General features: G+C 64.3%; 12 protein-coding genes. 2 read left to right on the top strand and 10 right to left on the bottom strand.

Annotated elements, in window-relative coordinates; translation table 11 throughout:
- Window positions 1–18 precede the first annotated feature (18 nt).
- From mraY to coq7, 8 genes are all read right to left on the bottom strand, one after another.
- The gene (mraY, locus tag BHE01S_RS29655) at window positions 19–1,188 is read right to left on the bottom strand and encodes a phospho-N-acetylmuramoyl-pentapeptide-transferase (protein ID WP_042270300.1); all 1,170 of its coding nucleotides are present in this window, start codon (window positions 1,186–1,188) and stop codon (window positions 19–21) included.
- A 20-nt stretch (window positions 1,189–1,208) separates the two neighbouring features.
- Window positions 1,209–2,645, bottom strand: a complete 1,437-nt coding sequence (locus BHE01S_RS29650; protein ID WP_042270297.1) for a UDP-N-acetylmuramoyl-tripeptide--D-alanyl-D-alanine ligase — start codon at window positions 2,643–2,645, stop codon at window positions 1,209–1,211.
- Window positions 2,642–4,192: a UDP-N-acetylmuramoyl-L-alanyl-D-glutamate--2,6-diaminopimelate ligase gene (locus tag BHE01S_RS29645; RefSeq protein ID WP_042270295.1), complete on the bottom strand. Its 1,551-nt coding sequence runs from the start codon at window positions 4,190–4,192 to the stop codon at window positions 2,642–2,644. Before BHE01S_RS29645 ends, BHE01S_RS29650 begins: the two co-directional genes overlap by 4 nt.
- The gene (locus BHE01S_RS29640; protein WP_042270293.1) at window positions 4,189–6,084 is read right to left on the bottom strand and encodes a peptidoglycan D,D-transpeptidase FtsI family protein; all 1,896 of its coding nucleotides are present in this window, start codon (window positions 6,082–6,084) and stop codon (window positions 4,189–4,191) included. The genes BHE01S_RS29645 and BHE01S_RS29640 overlap by 4 nt, the downstream gene beginning before the upstream one ends.
- On the bottom strand, window positions 6,081–6,437 hold the full coding sequence (gene ftsL, locus BHE01S_RS29635; protein WP_042270291.1) for a cell division protein FtsL: 357 nt from the start codon (window positions 6,435–6,437) through the stop codon (window positions 6,081–6,083). The genes BHE01S_RS29640 and ftsL overlap by 4 nt, the downstream gene beginning before the upstream one ends.
- Entirely contained in the window at window positions 6,434–7,387 is a 954-nt protein-coding gene (rsmH, locus tag BHE01S_RS29630) for a 16S rRNA (cytosine(1402)-N(4))-methyltransferase RsmH (RefSeq protein WP_042270287.1), read from the bottom strand. Before rsmH ends, ftsL begins: the two co-directional genes overlap by 4 nt.
- Before the next feature lie 17 nt (window positions 7,388–7,404).
- Entirely contained in the window at window positions 7,405–7,833 is a 429-nt protein-coding gene (gene mraZ / locus BHE01S_RS29625) for a division/cell wall cluster transcriptional repressor MraZ (RefSeq protein ID WP_028207782.1), read from the bottom strand.
- 400 nt (window positions 7,834–8,233) lie between these two features.
- Window positions 8,234–8,896, bottom strand: coding sequence for a 2-polyprenyl-3-methyl-6-methoxy-1,4-benzoquinone monooxygenase (gene coq7, locus BHE01S_RS29620; RefSeq protein WP_042270285.1), 663 nt, complete (start codon window positions 8,894–8,896; stop codon window positions 8,234–8,236).
- A gap of 306 nt (window positions 8,897–9,202) precedes the next feature.
- On the opposite strand from coq7, the gene BHE01S_RS29615 reads away from it, so the two are divergent.
- Window positions 9,203–10,399, top strand: coding sequence for a porin (locus BHE01S_RS29615; RefSeq protein ID WP_042270283.1), 1,197 nt, complete (start codon window positions 9,203–9,205; stop codon window positions 10,397–10,399).
- A 171-nt stretch (window positions 10,400–10,570) separates the two neighbouring features.
- On the opposite strand, the gene BHE01S_RS29610 is transcribed toward BHE01S_RS29615, so the two are convergent.
- Entirely contained in the window at window positions 10,571–12,244 is a 1,674-nt protein-coding gene (locus tag BHE01S_RS29610) for a long-chain fatty acid--CoA ligase (protein ID WP_042270280.1), read from the bottom strand.
- 148 nt (window positions 12,245–12,392) lie between these two features.
- On the bottom strand, window positions 12,393–14,471 hold the full coding sequence (locus tag BHE01S_RS29605) for a molybdopterin-containing oxidoreductase family protein (protein WP_042270278.1): 2,079 nt from the start codon (window positions 14,469–14,471) through the stop codon (window positions 12,393–12,395).
- 187 nt (window positions 14,472–14,658) lie between these two features.
- On the opposite strand from BHE01S_RS29605, the gene BHE01S_RS29600 reads away from it, so the two are divergent.
- Window positions 14,659–15,852 carry a M20 aminoacylase family protein gene (locus BHE01S_RS29600; RefSeq protein WP_042270276.1) on the top strand — a complete coding sequence of 398 codons (1,194 nt, stop codon included), beginning with the start codon at window positions 14,659–14,661 and terminating at the stop codon, window positions 15,850–15,852.
- Window positions 15,853–15,869: the final 17 nt, after the last annotated feature.

Raw genomic sequence — 15,869 nt, 5'->3', positions numbered from 1 at the left:
CCTTGCTTGCTTAAAGGCTCAACGCAGCTTGAGCGTGGACAGACCGATCAGACACAGCATCAGCGTGATGACCCAGAAACGCACGACAACTTGCGTTTCTTTCCAGCCAGACAACTCGAAATGGTGATGCAGCGGCGCCATCTTGAAGATGCGGCGCCCTTCGCCGTAACGCTTTTTCGTGTACTTGAACCAGGTAACCTGGAGCATCACGGAGAGCGTCTCCGCGACGAAGATGCCGCCCATGATGAAGAGCACGATTTCCTGGCGCACGATCACCGCAATGGTGCCAAGCGCGCCGCCGAGCGCGAGCGCGCCCACGTCGCCCATGAACACCTGCGCCGGATACGTGTTGAACCAGAGAAACGCGAGGCCTGCCCCGCCCATCGCCGAACAGAAGATGAGCAGTTCGCCCGCGCCGGCGATGTGTGGGAAGAGCAGATACTTCGAATAGACCGAGCTGCCCATCACATACGCGAACACGCCGAGCGACGCGCCGACCAGCACGACGGGCATGATGACGAGGCCGTCGAGGCCATCGGTAAGGTTCACGGCATTGCTCGCGCCGACGATCACGAAGTAGGTGAGCGCGATGAAGCCCCACACGCCGAGCGGATAGCTGATCGACTTGAGGAACGGCAGCAGCAGGTCGGCGCGCGCGGGCAGCCCCATCGACAGACCGCTGCGCACCCACGCCATGAAGAGATCGAACACGCGCACGTTGCTCGCCTCGGAGACGCTGAACGCGAGATACACGGCCGCAAAGAGACCGATGACCGATTGCCAGAAGTACTTCTCGCGCGAAGACATGCCGCGCGGGTCCTTGTAGACGACCTTGCGATAGTCGTCGACCCAGCCGATCGCCCCGAAGCCGAACGTGACGAGCATCACGATCCAGATGAAGCGGTTCGTGAGATCGCCCCACAGCAAGGTGGAAACCGCAATGCCCAGCAGAATGAGCACGCCGCCCATGGTAGGCGTGCCGGACTTCACGAGGTGAGTTTGCGGGCCGTCCGTACGCACGGCCTGGCCGACCTTCATTGCGGTGAGCTTGCGGATCACCAGGGGGCCGAGGAAAAGCCCGATCGCCATCGCGGTGATGGTGGCCATCACCGCACGGAACGTCAGATAACTGAACACGCGCAAGAAGCTTGCGTCATTCTGCAGCCATTGCGCCAGCGCCAGTAGCATGCCTTGTATTCCTTAGTATTTCAGTGCGTACCGGACTGGGCGTCCGGCGCAGGGTTTTGCGGATTCGTGAGCGGATTTGTCAACGCCGCCACCACGCGCTCCATCTGCATGAAGCGCGAGCCTTTCACGAGAATGGTCGTGCCGGCGCCGTAACCCGCGCCAGCCAGCGCACGCACGAGTTCGCCCACATCCGCCGAATGCTGCGCCTGGGCGCCGAACGCCGCTGCGCTGTCACGCGCCGCGCCGCCGAGTGTGTAGAGCGCGTCGATGCCGCGTTGCTTCGCGTAAGCGCCCACCTCGCGGTGAAACGCGGGACCGTCGTCGCCGACTTCGCCCATGTCGCCCAACACGAGCACGCGCGGCGACACGCGGGAAGCGAGCACGTCGATCGCCGCACGCACCGAATCGGGATTCGCGTTGTAGGTGTCGTCGATCACCGCCGCGCCCGCCAGCTCGCCGAGCGCCGCGCGCTTCACCTGCAGGCGGCCCTTCACCGGCTCGAACGCCTCCAGTCCGCGGCCGATCGCGTCGAGCGATACGCCCGACGCGATCGCCGCCGCCGTGGCCGCGAGCGCGTTGTGCGCGTTGTGCGCGCCCAGCACCTTCAACTCCACTTCGAGATGGCCTTCCGGCGTCGCGATCGCGAGACGGTTGCCGCCTTGCGCGCCAACGAGCTTGCCGGTAACGGCCGCTTCGACCGCGCTTGTTTCCGTATGCAGCGCGAAGTCGAGAATGCGCGAACCCGTAGCGGCCACGCGCCAGATGCTCGCGTAGGCATCGTCGGCGGGAAACACCGCGACGCCCGTGGGCTTGAGCGCATGGATCGCGCTCGCATGCTCGAGCGCGACGGCTTCCACCGTCGCCATGAATTCCTGATGCTCGCGCTGCGCGTTGTTCACCACCGCAACTGTCGGCTCGGCGAATTTCGCGAGCAATTCGGTCTCGCCAGGGTGATTCATGCCGAGTTCGACCACCGCCAGCTGATGAGCGCCGCTCAAACGCAGCAACGTTAACGGCACGCCGATGTCGTTATTGAGGTTTCCGGTAGTCGCGAGACGCGAATTCTCACCGACGGCCGCCGCGAAGATCGACGCGATCATTTCCTTGACCGTCGTCTTGCCGTTGCTGCCCGTCACGGCGACGAGCGGCATCGAGAAGCGGCGGCGCCAGCCGAGCGCGAGCGCGCCGAGCGCCTTGCGCGTGTCGTCCACGCGCAGCGCGGGAATGCGCCAGTCGCCTGGGCTGCGCGAAACGAGCGCGGCGCTCACGTGGCGGCTCGCGACCTCGCCGAGAAAGTCGTGCGCGTCGAAGCGCTCGCCCTTGAGCGCGACGAAGAGATCGCCGGGGCCCGCAGTGCGGCTGTCGGTCGAAATGCGCTCGAACGTGGCGTTCTCGTCGCCGAGGACGCTCGCGCCGGGAATCAGCGCCGCGGCTTCGCGCAGGGAAAGCATCGTCATTCACCACCTCCGCGCCCGTGCGTCGCGCGGGCGGCGAGTGCAAGCCGCGCGTGGTCCTGATCGGAGAACGCGCGCTTCTTGCCCATGATTTCCTGGGTCGCCTCATGGCCCTTGCCGGCCAGCAAGACGACGTCTTCGCGCGCCGCCCCGCGCACCGCTTGCAGGATCGCGCTCGCGCGGTCCTCGATGCGGCGCGCCTTCGCGGGCTCGCGCATGCCTTGCGCGATCTGGTCGATGATCGCTGCGGGCGATTCGCTGCGCGGGTTATCGCTCGTCACGACGACCTGGTCGGCGAGACGTTCCGCGATCGCGCCCATGAGCGGCCGCTTGGTCGCGTCGCGATCGCCGCCGCAGCCGAACATGCAGACGAGCTGGCCGCCGCGTGCGGCTGCCATCGGGCGCAGCGCTTCGAGCGTTTTTTCGAGCGCATCCGGCGTATGTGCGTAATCGATCACGACGAGCGGCTCGTCGTGGTCGGCGCGACCGCCAAGACGCTCCATGCGGCCGTTCACCGGCTGCAGCTTCGAGATCTCGTTGAGCGCCGCGACGAGCGGCACGTTCGCCGCAAAGAGCGCGCCGAGCACGCCGAGCAGATTGCTCACGTTGAAGAGGCCGAGAACGTTCGCCTCGACTTGTGCCTCGCCCCAGTCCGACGTTTCCAGACGGAACGCCGTGCCGGTGGCAGTCGCTCGCACGTCGCTCGCGCGCAGCCACGCGTCGGCAACGGGCGCGTCGGCCGCGGGCGTCGCCACGCTATACGCAATCGTGCGAGCCTTGCCGCGCGTCGCGGCGATCAGGCGGCGCCCCGCTGCGTCGTCGGCATTGACGATCGCGGCGCGCAGGCCCGGCCATGCGAACAGACGCGCCTTCGCGGCCTCGTAGGCCTCGAACGTGCGGTGATAGTCGAGATGGTCTTGCGTGAGATTCGTGAAGACGGCGATGTCGAACGACGTGCCGTTCACGCGGCCCTGATGCAGCGCGTGCGAGGAGACTTCCATCGCAATCGCCTGTGCACCTTCGCCGCGCAATTGCGCGAGGCTGCGCTGCAGCTGCGGCGCATCGGGTGTGGTGAAGCCCGTATGCACGAGCTGGCCCGGAAAGCCCGTGCCCAGCGTGCCGACGATCGCGCACTTCTGGCCGATGGCGGTGAACGCCGAGGCGATCCACTGGCTGCACGACGTCTTGCCGTTCGTGCCCGTCACGCCGACCACGAGCATCGCATCGCTCGGGTCGCCATACCAGCCGCTGGCGATTTCCCCGGCGAGCCCATCGAGTTGCGGCACAGCGAGCGCGCTCGACGCGTCGAGCTTGTCGCCCGTATAGCCCTCCGGCTGATACAGCACGGCCGCGGCGCCACGCTCGATGGCGTTGGCGATGTGCGGGCGGTTGTCCGCGCCCTCGACGGCGTAAGCGAGAAACACGTCGCCCGGCTTGAGCGAGCGCGTGTCGGCGTGCAGGCCGGCTGCAGGCGCGACGTGCGCGCGCAGCCATGCGAGCGCGTCCGCGATCTGCCGGTGCGCGGGATGCTGGGTGCGCGCGGCGCTCATCGGACGACTCCGGGTCGATTTTTCGCGTTGTCCGCGACGGTCATGTGACGCGCGGCTGCGGCGTTTTTCGCGGCGCCCGCGTTCGCCACGTGCTTCACAGGCGCAGCGGGTGCGTTCGCGACGGCCGGGGCCGAAGCGCCGGCAGCGCTGTTGTCCTCGACGACGAGCTGCTTCACCGGCATGTCCGGCGGGACGTTGAGCGAGCGCAGCGTATCGCCGACGATGCCCGAGAACACCGGACCCGACACCGCGCCGCCGAAGTGGCTGCCGGCCGTCGGTTCGTCGACTGTGACGGCCACGACGATGCGTGGATTCGGCATCGGCGCCATGCCGACGAACGACGCGCGGTATTTCGAATGATCGTAGCCGTGCGGGCCGTGCTTGTATGCCGTACCGGACTTGCCGCCCACGCGGTAGCCGGGCACGGCGGCGTCGGGCGAGGTGCCGTCCTTCGACACCACGCTCTCCAGCATCGTGCGCACTTCACGCGCCGTGGTCGGCGCGAAGACCTGGGTGCCCTGCACCGGCTGCGTGTCGCCGGGGTGGCGGAAGATCGTCACCGGCAGAATCTGGCCGTCATGCGCGATGGCGGTGTACGCACGCGCGAGCTGGAACAGCGAAACAGAGAGGCCGTAGCCGTAGGACATGGTCGCCTGCTCGATGCGGCGCCAGCTTTTCCACGGACGCAAACGGCCCGCCGCCGCGCCGGGGAACCCGACCTTCGGCGCCTGACCGAGACCGATGCTGGTGTACATGTCCCACATTTCTTCGGGCTTGAGCGTCATCGCGATCTTGGTCGCGCCGATGTTGCTCGACTTCTGGATCACGCCGCCGACCGTCAGGACGCCGAACGCCGCGTCGTCGGTGATGGTCGCGCCGTCGAGCGTGAAGTGGCCCGGGCCCGTATCCACCAGTGTACTCGGCGAGACGCGATGCAGGTCCAGCGCGAGCGACACCGTGAAGGGCTTCATGATCGAGCCCGGCTCGAACACGTCGGTGAGAATGCGGTTGCGCAACTGCTCGCCCGTGAGGTGCGAGCGGTCGTTCGGGTTGTAGGTCGGATAGTTCACGAGCGCGAGCACTTCGCCCGTGCGCACGTCCACCACCATCGCGGCGCCGGCCTTGGCCTTGAACTTCTCGACGGCCGCTTTCAGGTTCGAATAGGCGATGTACTGAATCTTGCTGTCGATCGACAGTTCGACGTCCGTGCCATCGTGGGGCACGACCGTTTCGTCGACGTCCTCGACGATGTGGCCCATACGGTCCTTGATCACGTGGCGAATGCCCGGCACGCCCGCGAGCACCTTCTGGTCCGACAGTTCGACGCCTTCCTGACCTTCGTCCTCGACGTTGGTGAAGCCGATCAAGTGCGCGGTGACGTCCCCTTCCGGATAAAAGCGCTTGTATTCGTTGCGCTGGTAAATGCCCGGAATGTCGAGCGCCGTCACTTGCTGCGCGACGTCGAGCGGCACCTGGCGCTTCACGTAGACGAACGTCTTGTCTTCGGAGAGCTTCGCGCGCAGCTCTTTGGTGTTCATGCCGAGCAGCGCGCCGAGCTGGTTGAGCTTGTCGGCGCCGAGATCGTCGGGCACGGCTTCGGGAATCGCCCAGATCGCGCGCACGGGCAGGCTCGTGGCGAGCACGAGGCCGTTACGGTCGAGAATCTTGCCGCGCGTCGCCGGCAACTCGATCGTGCGCTGGTAACGGCTTTCGCCCTGTTTTTGATAGAACGCGTTGCCCGGGCCCTGGATCCAGAACGCGCGCGCGGCGAGCGCGACGAACGCCATGAAGAGCAGGAACACGACGAGCTTCGAGCGCCACATCGGCAGGCGCACGGAGAGAATGGGGTTGGCGCTGAATGCGACGCTCTTGCGGCGATTGTCCTTTTTCATCGCGCGCCTCCGCGGCGGCCAGGCGTGGGCGCGGCGCCCTGCGGGGGCGCCGAGGTCGGCACGGGGGCGTCGACAGCCGTTGCGCTGCCGGGCGCGAGCGTCAGATATTGCGTGCGTCCGGTCGTGACGGGCTGCATCTTGAGCGAGTCGGTGGCGATCTGTTCGATGCGCGACGTTCTCGACAGCGCGCTCTGCTGATATTGAAGCTGTGCGTAGTCCTGCTGGAGCTGATGCTCCTGCGACTGCGCGCGTTGCAACTGGATGAAGATCTGGCGCTGCTGATTGGTGGCGTTCACGACGGAAAGCGCGCACCCCATGACGACGATCAGCAGGAAGATGTTCAGACGATTCATGGCGTGACGCGCTCCGCGATGCGCATCACGGCCGAGCGGGCGCGCGGGTTCGCGGCGACTTCCTCGTCGCTCGCGAACACGCGGCCGAGCAGCTTCAGCGGCGGGCTCGGCAGGTCGACGGCGCGGATCGGCAGGCGACGGTCCACCGCCGGCGCGCTCGCGTGCGCCTGCATGAACCGCTTGACGATCCGGTCTTCGAGCGAATGAAAGCTGATGACCACCAGCCGCCCCCCCTGTTCCAGCAACGACAGTGCTGCTTCTAGAACGACCTGCAGCTCCGCAAGCTCTTGATTGACGTGAATCCGTATAGCTTGAAAGGTGCGGGTTGCCGGGTCCTTACCCTTCTCACGGGTTTTGACGACGTTAGCCACGATTTGGGCAAGCTCGCCCGTGCTGTCGAGAGGCCCGAGACGGTCGGACTCTGCCCGGCGAGCAACAAGCGCCTTTGCAATCTGAAAAGCAAACCGTTCTTCCCCATAATCCCGAATTACCTCCGTCAGTTCCTGCAACGTGGCCCGAGCGAGCCAGTCAGCGGCGGACTCGCCGCGCGTCGGGTCCATCCGCATGTCGAGCGGACCATCCGCGCGGAAACTGAAACCGCGCTGCGGATCGTCGAACTGCGGCGACGACACGCCAAGATCCAGCAACACTCCCGACACACGCCCTACCCCGCGCGACGCGAGCTCGTCGCGCAGCGAAGCAAAACTCTCATGCACGATCGAAAACCGCGCGTCGCTCACGGTTTGCGCCGTCGCGATCGCCAGCGGGTCCTTGTCGAACGCGATCAGGCGCCCGGCCTCGCCGAGACGCCCGAGGATCGCGCGACTGTGCCCGCCGCGGCCGAACGTGCCGTCCACATAGACGCCGTCCGCGCGCGTGATCAGCGCATTCACCGCTTCGTCCAGCAGCACCGTGCGATGCTGCAGTCCCTGTCCCATCGCAGATGCCATAGCTTTTTGAACCGCGATCAGAACGTGAAATTTTTCAAGGCGTCGGGCATGCCCTGCGCCATCGCCGCCTGTTCCTTGGCGGCGTAGGTCTGCGCATCCCACAACTCAAAATGACTACCCATGCCGAGCAGCATGACTTCCTTTTCCATTCCCGCCGCCAGACGTAATTCAGGTGAGACGAGCACGCGGCCCGCACTGTCGACATCGACGTCGGACGCATTGCCGAGAAAAATGCGGCGCCACCAGTGCGCGTCCATCGGCAACGCGGCGACCTTCGAGCGGAACACTTCCCATTCGGGGCGCGGAAACAGCAACAGGCAGCCGTCCGGGTGCTTGGTGATCGTCACCCGTCCTTCTGCCTGTTGTTGCAGCGCTTCCCGATAGCGCGACGGAATCGACATCCGTCCTTTCGCATCGAGTGTCAGCGCCGACGCCCCCTGGAACAATTTGCTCCCCCCTGATGCGGCGCCTTTCGCCGCCCACCTGAATTCCCGGAAAATCTACCTGAATACGCGCTTGAAATCACACAAAAATACACTTTCTCACACTGTCTCCCACTTTAGAGGAACGCCCAACGAGGGTCAAGGGAGACTGGACGTTTTTTGACGAAATTTATCCGCTAGAACAAGGACTTAGCGGCGCTTGTTGAAGTCCGGACAAAAGCCAAAAACCGTTATGAATGAATGAGCTAACGCAGGTTCTGAAGGTGATACGTGAAAAGCGCGGCGATAAACGGCCTTCGGTGGGATCGAGCGGGGGCTTGCGGGGATTAAAACCGGGTGCTGAAAGCTCTGAAAGATAAATCCTGGTTTGAGCCGGCAGCGATTGCCGGCCCAAGCCCATTAATCAGATGTAGTAGGCGGTGCGCGTCATGACTTTCGATGCTACACGCATTAGCGAACGCACCGGCAAAGGCAATTCGACTCCGCCCAGATCGGTGGCCGATTTTGCGTGCGAGATTTCGTCGGCGCGCATCTGCTCGACGACCGCGCGCGACTCGAGATCGGCGGGGGGCAGGCTGTCGAGATGGCTGTCGAGATGATGCTCGACCTGGCGTTCGGTTTCGGCCATGAAGCCGAGACTCACCTTGTCGCCCAGACGGCCGGCGGCGAAGCCGATCGCGAGCGCGCCCGCGTACCAGAGCGGATTGAGCAGGCTCGGGCGCGAGTCGAGCGCCTGCAGGCGGCGCGAGGTCCACGCGAGGTGATCCTCTTCTTCGCGCGCAGCCTGCTCGAAGGCCGCCTTGAGCGAGGGCGAGCGCGCCGAGATTTTCTGCGCCTGATACAGCGCCTGCGCGCACACTTCGCCGACGTGATTGACACGCATGAGGCCGGCGGCGTGGGTGCGCTCGGCGGGCGTGAGTTCGCTGCCGGCTGGCATGGCATCGCCCTCGGGCGTCACTTCGATGGTAACGGGGGAAGGCTGCGGCATCGGACGCGTCATGCGCGACACGCCGGTGAGCGAGCGCAGGCCCCGGTCGAATTCGGTAATCAAGTCGTCTAGCAGCATCCAGCCTCCTTTCGTGTCTTCGGCGAGCCGGCCTTCCCGCTCGCCCGGACTGCCCCTCCACCCCTACACAAACTCACGGAGATCCGTCAATCCGGGGCAGAGCCGATAGATAGGCGCGTATTCTAGACCATGTTGTGTAAACGAAACAGGTACTTAGCGGTGACCCGGCTTTTCCTTTGTGACTATTAACCCTTTTGTTACATTACGTGGCAACTTCTCGCGAAGTTAGAAGGACGGGACCACGCACGATAAAAAACCGGTTCCGTTACAAGACGCAAAAGATTCGCAAACACTGGAGATCATTCAATGAAGAAGTCGCTTCTCGCGCTTGCTGCGCTGGGCGCGTTCGCGGGCGTTGCTCACGCCCAGAGCAGCGTCACGCTGTACGGTATCATCGACGAAGGTTTCAACATCAACACGAATGCGGGTGGCAAGCACCTGTACAACCTGTCGAGCGGCGTGATGCAAGGCAGCCGTTTCGGCCTGCGCGGCGCTGAAGACCTCGGCGGCGGCCTGAAGGCAGTCTTCGTGCTCGAAAACGGCTTCGACGTGAACAACGGCAAGCTCGGCCAGGGCGGCCTGATGTTCGGTCGTCAGGCATACGTCGGTCTCTCGAGCGCACAGTTCGGCACGGTCACGCTGGGTCGCCAGTACGACTCCGTCGTCGACTACGTTGGCCCGCTGGAAGCCGGCGACCAGTGGGGCGGCTACATCGCAGCTCACCCGCAGGATCTGGACAACTTCAACAACGCCTACCGTACGAACAATACGGTCAAGTTCACCAGCGCCAACTACGCTGGCCTGACGTTCGGCGGCACGTACAGCTTCGGCGGCCAGGCAGGCAACTTCTCGGCGAACCAGATCTGGTCGTTGGGCGCTGGCTATAACAACGGTCCCCTCGTGCTCGGCGTTGGTTACCTGAACGCACGTACGCCGAACGCTTTCGGCGGTATCTTCAACACCGGCAGTACGAGTTCGCCGCTGACGGGTACGAGCGGCGTGACGGGCACGACGTTCAACACGGTTTATGGCGGCTTCGCTTCGGCCAACACGTACCAGGTCATCGGTGCAGGCGGCGCATACACGTTCGGCGCGGCAACGTTCGGCGTGACATACTCGAACGTCAGCTTCCGCAACCTCGGCACGACCTCGGCATCGATCTTCGAGCGCGGCACGAACGCCACGTTCAACAACGTCGAAGCGAACTTCAAGTACCAGTTCACGCCGGCTCTGCTGGCTGGCTTCGCGTTCGACTACACGGACGGCAACAGTGTCACGCGTGCGAACGGCTCGAGCCAAAGCGGCGCAAAGTACTACCAGTACGCACTGGGCACGGACTACTTCCTGTCGAAGCGCACGGACGTCTACGTGATCGGCGTGTACCAGCACGCTTCGGGCAACGACTCGACGGGTGGCTCCGCGGTTGCGTCGATCAACGGCCTGACGCCGTCGAGCAACGAAAACCAGTTCACGGCTCGCGTCGGTATCCGTCACAAGTTCTAAGAAGAACAGTCGCTGTAATCTCGAAGGCGCCTCCGGGCGCCTTTTTTCTTTGACGCGTTCCGTCGTTTCGCGACAATGCGTACAAAAAAAGCGGCCTGCCCTCCCATGGGCAGGCCGCTCTTCGCTTGTGACTCATCGGCCTTTCGCTTTGCGCTTGCGTTTTCAGGCTTTTCAGGCGCGACCGTCGCGCAGCTCGCGGCGCAGGATCTTGCCGACGTTGCTCTTGGGCAGATCATTGCGGAACTCGATGATCTTCGGCCGCTTGTAGCCGGTGAGCTGCGTCTTGCAGTACTCGAACACGTCCTGGTCGGTGAGCGCCGGGTCCTTCTTGACGATATAGAGCTTCACTGCCTCGCCCGAATTCTGGTCCGGCACGCCCACCGCCGCCACCTCGAACACGCCCGGCAGTCTGGCCACGACGTCCTCGACTTCGTTCGGATAGACATTGAAGCCCGAGACCAGAATCATGTCCTTCTTGCGGTCGACGAGCTTGATGTAGCCGCGCGCGTCGATGAGACCGATGTCGCCCGACTTGAAGTAGCCGTCCGGCGTCATGACCTTTGCCGTTTCTTCCGGGCGCTGCCAGTAGCCCGCCATCACCTGCGGCCCGCGGATGCAGATCTCGCCCGTTTCGCCGATCGGCAGTTCGTTGCCGGCGTCGTCGCGGATCGAGATTTCGGTGGAAGGCAGCGGCAGGCCGATCGTGCCGGTGTATTCCGTCGCCGTGACCGGATTGCAGGTCACGCTGGGGGAGGTTTCCGAGAGGCCATAGCCTTCGACGATCGGCGTATGCGTGCGCTCGTACCAGCGCCTGGCCACCGCTTCCTGCACCGCCATTCCGCCGCCGTTCGCAACGAGCAGGTGCGTGAAGTCCAGATTGCCGAAATCCGGATGGTTGAGCATCGCGTTGTAGAGCGTGTTCACCGCGGGGAAACACGTGATCGAGTAGCCACGCAGCGACTTGATCATGCCGGCGATATCGCGCGGATTCGGAATCAGGATCGCGAGACCGCCGGTGCGCAGCGACAGGAGCCCGCAAACGGTCAACGCAAACACATGATAAAGCGGCAGCGCCGCGACCGTCACAGGCTGCGCACCGGACGGCAATTTCGCAAGCGCGGGCTCGGTCCATGCCGCCGACTGCAGCACGTTGGCGATCAGGTTGCGATGCAGCAGCGTCGCCCCTTTGGCCACACCGGTCGTGCCGCCCGTGTACTGGAGGAAGGCGACGTCCTCGGGTGTCTGCTCGACGCGCTTGAAGCCTTTGCGCGCTCCTTCGGCGAGCGCGTCGTTGAAGCGCACGTGGCCGGGCAGGTTCCAGGCGGGCACCATCTTCTTCACGCGCCGCACGACGAAGTTGACGATGAAGCCCTTCGCGCCAAGGAGATCGCCCATCGCCGCGACGAGCACGTGCTTCACGCGCGTATTGGCGACGACCGCGCTCACGGTCCCGGCGAAATTCTCGAGGACGACGATCGCCTCGGCGCCGCTGTCCTTCAACTGGTGTTCGAGTTCGCGCGGCGTGTAGAGCGGGTTCACGTTCACGACGACGTATCCCGCGCGCAATACGGCGGCGAGCGCGACCGGATACTGGAGCACGTTGGGCATCATGAGCGCGATGCGCGCGCCACGTGCGATGCCGCGCGACTGGAACCACGCGGCCAGGCGCTGGGAGAGCCGATCCAGCTCACCGTAGGTGATCGTCTTGCCCATGCAGGCGAAAGCGGGCTTTGCACGGAATTCGCTGAAGCTCTCCTCGAGCAGCGCAGTGATGGACGCGTAACGGCTCGCGTCGATTTCAGCGGGAACGCCGGGCGGGTACGATTTCAGCCAGACTTTTTCCATGCAGCGTCTCCTCCTTGATTTTTCGAATGGTCGTGCTAAAAATTGGGATCGTAGCATGGCGACCCAGCTTTTATGTCAGTAAATCAGCGAGTTAGAAAGGCCCCTCGAACAAGCGCTGCGGGGCCGCTAGCGCCATCGCGAGGCGCTTTCAGGCGCGCTCGACCTCGACCAGGCAATCGTAGAAAGTCGCCGAGCCGCCAAGGTCGGTGAGCGCCTGGCTCGTCACTTCGTTAGCGTTGCGGCCGTCCGGCGCAAGCTTCTTCCACCAGATCGACAGGCCCACCACGAGGCCGCTGCGTGCCCGATCGGTCACACGCGCCCGTGCGCGCATCGAGCCGCGGTCGTTGAACACGCGGACCTCGTCGCCATCGGCAATCTCGCGGCGGGCGGCATCGGCCGGATGGAGGTCCACGTGCGGCTCCCCTTCTGTCGCGCGCAGGCTCTCCACGTTCACGAAGGTGCTGTTCAGGAAGTTGCGCGCGGGCGGCGAAATCATCGCGAGCGGATAACGCGCTGCGAGCTCGGGCGAGCCGTCCGCCGACTCGTGCGGCGGCAGGTAATCGGGCAGCGGATCGAGCCCTGCCTGCGCAAGCGCCTCGCTATGGAACTCGCACTTGCCCGTGGGCGTGCGAAAACCGCCGTTCGCGAACGGCGCGTCGGGAATGTCCAGCTTCAGCCAGCCTTCGCGTTTGAGCGCCGCCCAGTCGGCGCCGCCCAGCGCGGGATCACTCCAGTCGAATGCCTGGGCCGCCACGTCTTCGTCGCTTTCGAACAGGGCCGGCTCGATCAGGCCCATCGCGCGCGCGATGCAACGGAAGATTTCGGTATTCGGCCGCGCCTCGCCAACGGGCGCGATGGCAGGCAGGTTCGCCATGACGTGCGTATGGCCGTAGGACTTGTGGACGTCGAGATGTTCGAGCTGGGTCGTGGCGGGTAGCAGCAGGTCGGCATAATCGGCGGTGTCGGTCTGGAACTGCTCGAGCACGATCGTGAAGAGGTCTTCGCGTGCAAAACCAGCCGCGACCTTCGCCGACTCGGGCGCAACGGCAACCGGATTCGAGTTGTAGACGACGATCGCTTCGATTTTCGGCCCGAATGCTGCGTCGTCTGTATGTGTGAGCGCGTCGCCGATCTGGTTCATGTTGACGATGCGCGGCTGGTGCTGCGGCCAGCCCGGGATCAGATCCGGACGCTGGAGCGCATTCGCATCAACGGGAGCCCAGCCCGACGACGAAAGCAGCACGCCGCCGGCGCGCTCGCGCCACGCGCCCGTCAACGCGGGCAGGCAGGCAATGGCGCGCACGGCGTTGCCACCGCCGCGCACCCGTTGCAGGCCATAGTTCATGCGAATGGCCGCCTTGCGCGTCGAGGCGTAGAGGCGCGCGAGATCAACGACGACCTGTTCCTCGATGCCGCAGATCGCGGCGACGCGCGCGGGCGTGTAGGTTAGCGCACGCGCCTTCAGCGCTTCAAAGCCGTGTGTGTGGGCCGCAATGTAATCGTGGTCGAGCCGCTCCTCGGTGATCAGCAAGTGCATCATGCCGAGCGCAAGCGCGCCGTCTGTACCGGGCTTGAGCGCAATGTGCTGGTGGCACTTCTCGGCCGTGAGCGAACGATACGGATCGATCGCGATCAGCTTCGCGCCGTTGCGTTTCGCTTCTTGCGCGCGGGTCCAGAAGTGCAGGTTCGACGCGATCGGGTTGGCGCCCCAAATCAGGATCACTTCGCTTTCTGCGAAATACTCCGCGAGCATGCCGAGGCTCGAGCCGAACGTATAACGCAGCCCGGCGGCGCCCGCTGCCGCGCAGATCGTTCGATCGAGACGCGACGCGCCGAGCGTGTGAAAGAAGCGCTGGGCGATGCTATCGCCCTGAACGAGCCCCATCGTGCCGGCATAGCTGTACGGCAGGATGGCTTCGGGGGCGCGCTGCGCGATCTCGCCGAGGCGTTCAGCGGCGATCCGGGTGGCCGCGTCCCAGCTGATCGGCTCGAAACGCCCTTCCCCCTTGCGCCCGACCCGTTTCATCGGCTGCGTCAAGCGCTTCGGGTGATGGACTCGTTCGGCATAACGGGTCACCTTCGTGCACAACACGCCCTGCGTAGGCGGATGGTCGGGGTCGCCGCTCACCTTGATCGCCCGGCCGTTTTCGACGGTCACGCGCATCGCGCAGGTATCGGGGCAATCGTGCGGGCACACTGCACGCGCAAATTCGGCTGGGGCGTTCATCGGAAATCCTTGGGTAAGGCGCTCTGGCGTTCTGGCGTAACTGCGATTTTATTATGTCCAGCGCGCGCGCCCTGTCGGCACCAGGTGGGTTGGCGCGAAAAAAAAGGTTCGGCGTAGAATGGTCCGTCTAGACCCGGCCTATTTTGGAGACAAAGGCCGGGTGCCCACTTTTTGAGCACCGTCCGCCATGAAACTGATTCCGGAAATCCAGGCCGCGCAAGGCGAAATTCAGGGCCTCCGACGAACGATCCACGCACATCCCGAATTGCGCTACGAAGAAACCCAGACCTCCGACCTCGTTGCGGCAAAGCTCACAGAATGGGGCATTGACGTGCATCGGGGCATGGGCAAGACCGGCGTCGTCGGCGTGCTCAAACGCGGCACCGGTAAACGAATGGTCGGATTGCGCGCCGATATGGACGCGTTACCGATCCAGGAGCTCAACACGTTCGATCATCGCTCGCGCAACGAAGGCAAGATGCACGCGTGCGGTCACGACGGCCATACCGCGATGCTGCTTGGCGCTGCGCAATATCTCGCGCAGCATGGACAGTTCGACGGCACGATCGTCTTTATTTTCCAGCCCGCCGAAGAAGGCGGTGCGGGCGCGAAAGCCATGATCGAAGATGGCCTCTTCACGCAATTTCCGGTGGATGCCGTTTTCGGCATTCACAACTGGCCTGGCATGCCGGCCGGCTACTTCGGCGTGACCGAAGGGCCGATTATGGCTTCAAGCAACGAATTCCGCATTGAAATCAAGGGCGTAGGTTCGCATGCCGCACTGCCGCACAATGGCCGGGATCCGGTCTTCACGGCGGTGCAGATCGCGAACGGCTTGCAGAGCATCATCACGCGCAACAAGAAGCCGCTCGATACGGCCGTCCTCTCGATCACGCAGATTCATGCGGGCGACGCAGTCAATGTGGTGCCGAACACGGCCTGGATCGCGGGAACGGTGCGCACCTTTACGACGGAAACGCTGGATCTGATCGAATCGCGACTGCGCAAGATCGCCGAAAGCACGGCTGAAGCGTACGACTGCTCGGTCGACATCACCTTCCATCGCAACTATCCGCCGACTGTGAACAGCAGCGCGGAGACGCAGTTCGCCGCGGAGGTCATGCGTGAGGTGGTCGGCGCCGATCACGTCGATGCGAACGTCGAGCCGACCATGGGCGCCGAGGACTTCTCGTTCATGCTGCTGGAGAAGCCCGGCTGCTACGCGTTTCTGGGCAACGGCGAAGGCGGCCACCGGGATGCAGGACATGGCGCAGGCCCTTGCATGTTGCACAACGCGAGCTATGACTTCAACGATCAACTGCTGCCGGTCGGATCGTCGTTTTGGGTGCATTTGGCGACGAAATTTCTGGCTCGACAGTAATTCGAGGCAATCGACGC

The sequence above is a fragment of the Paraburkholderia heleia NBRC 101817 genome, assembly GCF_000739775.1.
Classification (GTDB): domain Bacteria; phylum Pseudomonadota; class Gammaproteobacteria; order Burkholderiales; family Burkholderiaceae; genus Paraburkholderia; species Paraburkholderia heleia.
This window is presented reverse-complemented; position numbering and strand designations above follow the sequence as displayed.

Coding starts and splice junctions, on each gene's coding strand:
- BHE01S_RS29600 (WP_042270276.1), top strand. CDS start 14,659: ATGAAACTGATTCCGGAAATCCAGGCCGCGCAAGGCGAAATTCAGGGC.
- BHE01S_RS29615 (WP_042270283.1), top strand. CDS start 9,203: ATGAAGAAGTCGCTTCTCGCGCTTGCTGCGCTGGGCGCGTTCGCGGGC.
- coq7 (WP_042270285.1), bottom strand. CDS start 8,896: ATGCTGCTAGACGACTTGATTACCGAATTCGACCGGGGCCTGCGCTCG.
- BHE01S_RS29605 (WP_042270278.1), bottom strand. CDS start 14,471: ATGAACGCCCCAGCCGAATTTGCGCGTGCAGTGTGCCCGCACGATTGC.
- BHE01S_RS29645 (WP_042270295.1), bottom strand. CDS start 4,192: ATGAGCGCCGCGCGCACCCAGCATCCCGCGCACCGGCAGATCGCGGAC.
- BHE01S_RS29650 (WP_042270297.1), bottom strand. CDS start 2,645: ATGACGATGCTTTCCCTGCGCGAAGCCGCGGCGCTGATTCCCGGCGCG.
- mraY (WP_042270300.1), bottom strand. CDS start 1,188: ATGCTACTGGCGCTGGCGCAATGGCTGCAGAATGACGCAAGCTTCTTG.
- BHE01S_RS29610 (WP_042270280.1), bottom strand. CDS start 12,244: ATGGAAAAAGTCTGGCTGAAATCGTACCCGCCCGGCGTTCCCGCTGAA.
- ftsL (WP_042270291.1), bottom strand. CDS start 6,437: ATGAATCGTCTGAACATCTTCCTGCTGATCGTCGTCATGGGGTGCGCG.
- BHE01S_RS29640 (WP_042270293.1), bottom strand. CDS start 6,084: ATGAAAAAGGACAATCGCCGCAAGAGCGTCGCATTCAGCGCCAACCCC.
- rsmH (WP_042270287.1), bottom strand. CDS start 7,387: ATGGCATCTGCGATGGGACAGGGACTGCAGCATCGCACGGTGCTGCTG.